Source organism: Archangium sp., from assembly GCF_036388035.1.
GTDB lineage: Bacteria > Myxococcota > Myxococcia > Myxococcales > Myxococcaceae > Archangium.
This window is the reverse complement of sequence record NZ_DASVSO010001012.1, coordinates 1-5,924: the sequence shown is the minus strand read 5'-3', so window position 1 is coordinate 5,924 and position 5,924 is coordinate 1. Positions and strand designations below refer to the sequence as shown.

The window sequence follows — 5,924 nt, the reverse complement described above, 5'->3', positions numbered from 1 at the left end:
GACCGGACCGGAGAGCGACAGCGAGGCCTGGAAATGGCCCTCCAGCCGCGCCAGCTCGGTGCCGGGCACCAGGACCGCGGGGAGCGCCGCCATCGCCTGCTCGAAGGAGAGAGGTTGCAGCTCCGCCTGAAGCGAGAAGTGGGGCACCTCGCTCCAGGTGGCCTCGCCCCGCACCTCGACACGTGCCTCGCGGCGCTCGCCTACCGTCAGCTTCAGGGACTCGAGCGCCACGTGCCGGCGTTCCAGGTCCCAACGCACCTGGCCTTCGGCTGAGAAGGCGAGGGGAGCTACGGGCTCGGGGGCGAGCTGCGGGGTGGCCACGGAGAGGCCCGCCACCGCCCAGGAGAAGGTGGCTCCCGAGGCATCCGCTCGCAGCTCGCCCTCCAGCGTGCCTCCCTCCAGGCGCCACGGGGGTTCCGCGAGCGACAGCAACGGACCCGCCGGGACATGGCGTGCCCGGAGTGTTCCCGAGGGACCCGCCTCCGTGCGCTGGAGTGACAGCTCCGCGCTTCCACCACCGGGCAGCTCGGCCGTGGCCTCCAACCGAAGGGCCTCCTGCGTGTCCTCCACCCGGACCCGGGCCGCCAGCGGGCCCCACTCCACGCGGCCCAGGCGCTCGAAGGCCAGGTGGACGTCCTTCAGCACCAGCTCGGGCAGCGCGCGAGAGGTCCCCCCGTCCGTCGAGGAGGCCGGGCGCCGGGCGTGGCGTGCCTCGCGCATCCGCTCGAGGAGGGCTCGCAGTTGCCGCCCTCGCGGACCGGCTTCCACCCGCACGCCGGCGAGCTCCACCTGACTTGCCTCGAGGTGGCCCGAGAGAAGGGCGAGCCTCCGGAGGCGGACGGTGACGCGCGAGATGCGCACCACCGGGGGGGCCTCGGGTCGCGTGCCCGGAAGCTCCACCGGCCCCAGCGTCACCGTGCCCGCCCACCCGACGTGGAAGTCGTCGCCGATGCGCACCGGGCCCAGCCGGGACTTCAAGGCCGGCTCCACCCGGGCGAGGACATGTGCCCGCGCCGCGTCTCCCTGGAGCCAGGCATGCCCGGCCCCCCCGCCGGTGGCGAGCAGGAGGGCGAGGAGCAGGAGGGCGAGAAGCCCTCGCCTGGAGGGGCGGCGTGGCGGCGGCATGGGGGCTCGCGCCTCCCTATCGGCAGGAGGCGCGAGGTTCAAGCGCCACGAGAGGCGGCGCCCGTGCCGTGGCGCCTCGGGTCCCGGCTACCGGCTCGCGCAGTAGCCGAAGCTGGTGCTGGCGCCCGGGGCAATCTCGGCGTTCCAGTGGTCACCGACGAAGGAGACCTGACTCCCCGAGGGGGTGTACTGGGCGTTCCACGCGTTCTGGATGGTCCCCTCCACGGAGATGGTGACGCGCCAGGCGAGCGCCTCCGTGCCGGTGTTGGTCACCTTGACGGTGTTGCAGTAGCCCGTCCGCCAGTCATCCTGGGTCGACACGGAGACCTGCGCGTTGCTACTGGTCGGCGGCGCGCCCCCCGCTCCACCATGTCCCTGGCCCGCGCCCTCTCCCACCCGCTGGGTGAAGCGCGAGAGCTGGGTCAACGAGACGAGCAGCTCGGGGATGCTCAGCGCGTCCTTCTGGAAGCTGTCGGTCACCTGCTGGGCCGCGCACGTGGCGTCATCTCCGGAGATGCCGTAGGCGAAGCGCAGCCACTGCAGCGAGAAGCAGGCCTGGACGTCCGGGCTTTCGGCCAGCTTGCGCTGCAGCCCGTCCACGCCGGTGAAGGCGCCCTCGGTGGCGGGCGAGGGCGCGGACAGCACCTCGCCGCTGGCGTCCACGGGCTGCCCGCCGTGCGTGGGCTGGTAGCGGCCGACGCTGTCGAACTGCTCGAAGCCGAAGCCGATGGGGTCCATCAGCTTGTGGCAGGAGGCGCAGGCCGCGTTGCGTGAGTGGTCCTGGAAGCGCACGCGGTTGGAGGCCTGCGGGTCCACCGGGGGGAGCTGCACGTTGAGGCCGGGGGGCGGGGGAGGGAGCAGCTGGCACAGCAGGCGCTCCCGCACGAGCTTGCCGCGGCGCACCGGCGAGGACGTCAGCGGCGTGGCCTGGCTGGCCAGGATGCTCCCGTGGGTGAGGATGCCGCCGCGGCCCGTGCCTCCCAGGTCCCACTGCCGCAGGCCGGTGCCCGGGGTCGACGTGGAGCCCACCGTCCCCGAGAGGCGGTAGAAGGACGCCAGCCCGTCCGAGACGAAGGTGTAATCAGCGGTGAAGAGCTCGGGGAGCTGACCGCTGCCGGTGCGCACGACGTGGTCGAAGAGCGCCGTCGTCTCGGCCTTCATCGCCGTGCGAATGGCGGGGGTGAAGTCCGCGTAGGTGCTCATGTCCTTCTGCGCCTGGTCGACCCGCTCCAGCTCCAGCCACTGGCTCACGAAGTGGTCGAGCATCGGGCGGCTCCGGGGGGAGGCCAGCATCCGGCGCGCCTCCGCGGAGATCTGCTCCGGCGTGTGCAGGGCCCCCGCGCGTGCCTTGGCCAAGAGCGTCTCATCCGGCATGGAGCCCCAGTAGAGGTAGGACAGCTCCGAGGCGACCTCGTAGTCCGTCAGCGCGTACACCCCATTGCCGAGGTGCTCTCCCAGCTCCGAGCGGTAGAGGAAGTGGGGGGACTGGAGCATGGCGGCGATGACGGCCTCGAGGCCCTCGGCGTACCCGTCCTCCTCGGACACGGCGGTGTAGAGCGACTGGTAGCGGGTCCGCTCCGCGTCCGTCAGCGGGCGGCGGAAGGCGCGCTCGCCGAACGTCTGGATGAACTCCTTCGCGCATTCCTCGCCCGGCGAGCAGGAGACGTGCCGGGACAGGTTCTCCAGGGCGGCCTCGGCCGCCTGCTCGGAGGCGGCGAGGAGCTTGTCGGTGAGCAGCGGGCTCACCGCGCGCGCGTCCGCGTCGTTGTCGAAGCCGTTGGCCACCTCCTCCACCGGGAAGGACTGGCCCCACTTGGAGTCCACATAGAGGAGGTCGCGCAGGGTGTTGTCGTACTCGAAGCGGGTGAGCAGGCGGAGCCGGCGCTTGGCGGTGGTGTCGAGAGCGCCCGGGCCGCACGGCTTCAGGGCGGAGGCCTCGCAGATGCCGGGGGCGCCGTTGATGCGCTCCGTGAAGGTCCGGAAGTCCGCGTAGCGCGTGCTGTCCTGGGCCACGAGCGTGCCTCCGCCGTGACCGTTCGGGTGCATGCCCGAGGGCTTGAGCAGCAGCAGGGGCGTGCCGTCGACCTTGGTGCGCGCCAGCGCCCGCACCGTCATGAAGTTCCTCTCCAGCGCCCCTGGCGTCTCCGGGGGCAGCAGCACCAGGCGCGTGCCGCCCGCGAGCCCCTCGGCCTTGTGGCAGGCGATGCACTGCATGGACATCACCGGCTCCCACATCCGGGTGCGGAAGAACTCCAGGTCATCGGGGCAGCCGCTCTCGGACGAGCAGCCGGAGAGGACGGCGAGGGAGAGAAAAAGGGGGCCAAGGGCAACGAGGTGCCGGGGGGAGCGCACGGATCTGCCTCCTGAGTCGCGAGGGCGGACGAAAGGGGAGGAGGGGCTCAGACGAGCCCGTCGAGCGGGCCGCTGGACTTGGACGCATCACCAAAGGTGTCGAGGGGGACGCCCAGGGCGTGGCAGACCGAGGTGAGCAGCTTCTGGTGTGCGGCGCCGCTGTAGCGCAGGTAGCGCCCGAAGCGGAAGTAGCAGTTCGAGCCGCCGGCGAGGATGAAGGGGACGGAGCGGCAGTTGTGCAGGCGGCTGTCGCCGAGCTCCTTGGCCCAGAGCACCAGGGTGCTGTCGAGCATGGAGCCGCCGCCCTCCAGGTCCGGGCGGGACTTGAGGGAGTCCAGCAGGTAGGCGAACTGCTCGGCGAACCAGCGCTCGCTCTTGACGAAGTCCGCGAGCCCCGCGGTGTTGGCGTCGTCCTTGTGGGACAGCTCGTGGTGGGCCTCGCTGACGCCCGCCCAGGTGAACACCTGGGGCGCCACGGTGTGCGACCACTGGAGGGAGGCCACGCGCGTCATGCCGCAGGCGAGCGCGCTCACCATCAGGTCCGTCTGGGCACGGCCCACGGCGGGGAAGTTCGCGTTCGCCATGGCGTCCATGGCGACGGGGGCCGTGGCGGAGGGGCAGCCGGGGAGCGCCACGGGCTCGGTCAGCCCGCGCTCCGTCTGGCGCAGCGCCTCCAGGTGCTGCTCGAGCTTGCGCTTCTCCTCCGCGCCCACCCGCTGGGACAGGTCACTCATCTCCCCGCGCACCAGGTCCAGCATGCTCTTGCGCCGGCGCAGCTGCTTGTCGGCGACGGTGGAGTCGCCCCCGAGGGCGCCAAAGAGGCGCAGGAAGGCGTTGCGCGGGTTGTCCTCGGGCGAGGCGAAGACGCCCGGCGCCGTGTAGCACATGCGCGTGGAGCGCGTGGCGCCCCAGGGGCTCGTCTGCACGCCGAACTCCAGCGACTGGAAGCGCGAGCTCTGGCCCACCTTGCGCGCGAGGAACTGGTCGACGGACAGGCCCCCGGAGGTGCTCTGCGCCGTGCCTCCCCCGGTGAGCATGTTGGCCATGCCCGCCTCGTGGTTGTCCACCTCGAGGAAGTCGAGGCCCTCGCAGACGAGGAGGTTGGCGAGGTGGCGGTTGAGCGGCTCCAGCATGCCGCCGGCGGGGAAGGAGAAGGATGTCTCCGTTCCGGTGGGGCGCCACAGCCGGTGCACCGTCCCGTTGGGGGTGAAGAAGACGATGAGTCGCCGGGCGAGGGGGGCCGCGGCCCGCGCCTCACCCCCGAGGAATTGCAGCAGGGGGGTGGCCAGCAGAGAGGCGCCCAACCCGGCTGTGAACTGCCTACGCCCGATCCGAATCATGCTCGTCAGCTCCCGTTTCCTTGGTTCGACTCGGCGCCTGCACTCGTGGGCAGGTCTGGTGGCAATCACTGACTGTTACGGCAAGGTGCGACCCCGCGTGTTGTACCAGCCCGCGGTCAGCATGAAGACCCGCGCCAGCGCAAACGAGCACATCTCAAACAGTGATGAGTTTTCTGGCGGGCGGGTGTGAGCCTTTGTCGGCCCCGGCCTACTCGGTAATTCTCAATTATCAGGAGGTCACCGGAAGTGTCGAGACTTTCCAGGAGGGGAAACGACTTCTTCGCGCAAAGACTTGCAAAGTTTCAGCGCTCCCGAAGTGGCGTGTGCACGGACACCAATTTTCCGTCTGGATTCAAAATGGGTGGAGGGCTGGCGTCTGGCGTGACGGAAACTTTGCGAGGATTCAGCGATTCCGGGCCGCGTGTGGACGTGGGTGGGCTCGGGTGCGTGTGACGCCTGCTCGCTCCCGTCACCGACCTGGCGGCCGGGGGACGCACTCGGTGCTCGCCTTGACATACGTTGAAGGTGCATGATTTGCGTCCTGTTCGAACCCGATAGGGGGAGTCATGCCCAGGCAGGGGTCCCGCTGCTTCCTCGTCGTGAGGGCGCAGGAGTGGATGTGCGCGCTGCCGCTCGAAGAAGTAGAGGAGACGATGAGGCCGCTGCCGGTCGCCCCGGTGGCGGAGGCTCCTTTCTTCGTGCGGGGGGTGTGCATGGTGCGCGGCACGCCTTCACCCATTGTGAGTCTGGCGGCGCTGCTGGGGGGAGCCCTCCCTACCCAGGCCAGCCCCGGCCAGCGTTTCATCGCGTTGCGCGTGCCCGAGGGGCGCCTGGCGCTCGAGGTGGATGAGGTGCGCGGCCTGCGCTGGTTGGAGGAGGACACGCTGGAGTCCGTGCCCCCGCTGCTGCGCTCCACCGCCAATGGGCAGCTGCAGCATGTGGGCTCGCTCGATGGGGGCCTGCTGGCCGTGCTGGGCTCGGCCCACCTGCTGCCCGAGGACCTCTGGCGCCGCCTGGAGACTTCCTCCTCTAAAGTGGGGGGCGCGTGATCGCCGAGCCCGCTCGCACTCCCGTCGCCCGCTTCGCCGCGCTGGTGGAGCAGCGCCT

Annotated in this window: 3 protein-coding genes and 1 pseudogene; 1 reads left to right on the top strand and 3 read right to left on the bottom strand. The window is 70.9% G+C overall.

The window, feature by feature from the left end; all coding sequences use genetic code 11:
• The 3 genes and pseudogenes from VF697_RS41660 to VF697_RS41650 form a co-directional block, all read right to left on the bottom strand.
• Positions 1-1,125, bottom strand: a pseudogene (locus tag VF697_RS41660) (hypothetical protein); the annotation flags it as partial.
• Between the two features lie 87 nt (positions 1,126-1,212).
• Positions 1,213-3,477, bottom strand: coding sequence for a DUF1592 domain-containing protein (locus VF697_RS41655; protein WP_331104081.1), 2,265 nt, complete (start codon positions 3,475-3,477; stop codon positions 1,213-1,215).
• Between the two features lie 47 nt (positions 3,478-3,524).
• Positions 3,525-4,817, bottom strand: a complete 1,293-nt coding sequence (locus tag VF697_RS41650) for a DUF1552 domain-containing protein (RefSeq protein WP_331104080.1) — start codon at positions 4,815-4,817, stop codon at positions 3,525-3,527.
• 566 nt (positions 4,818-5,383) lie between these two features.
• Here VF697_RS41650 and VF697_RS41645 point away from each other — a divergent pair.
• On the top strand, positions 5,384-5,866 hold the full coding sequence (locus VF697_RS41645; RefSeq protein WP_331104079.1) for a CheW domain-containing protein: 483 nt from the start codon (positions 5,384-5,386) through the stop codon (positions 5,864-5,866).
• Positions 5,867-5,924: the final 58 nt, after the last annotated feature.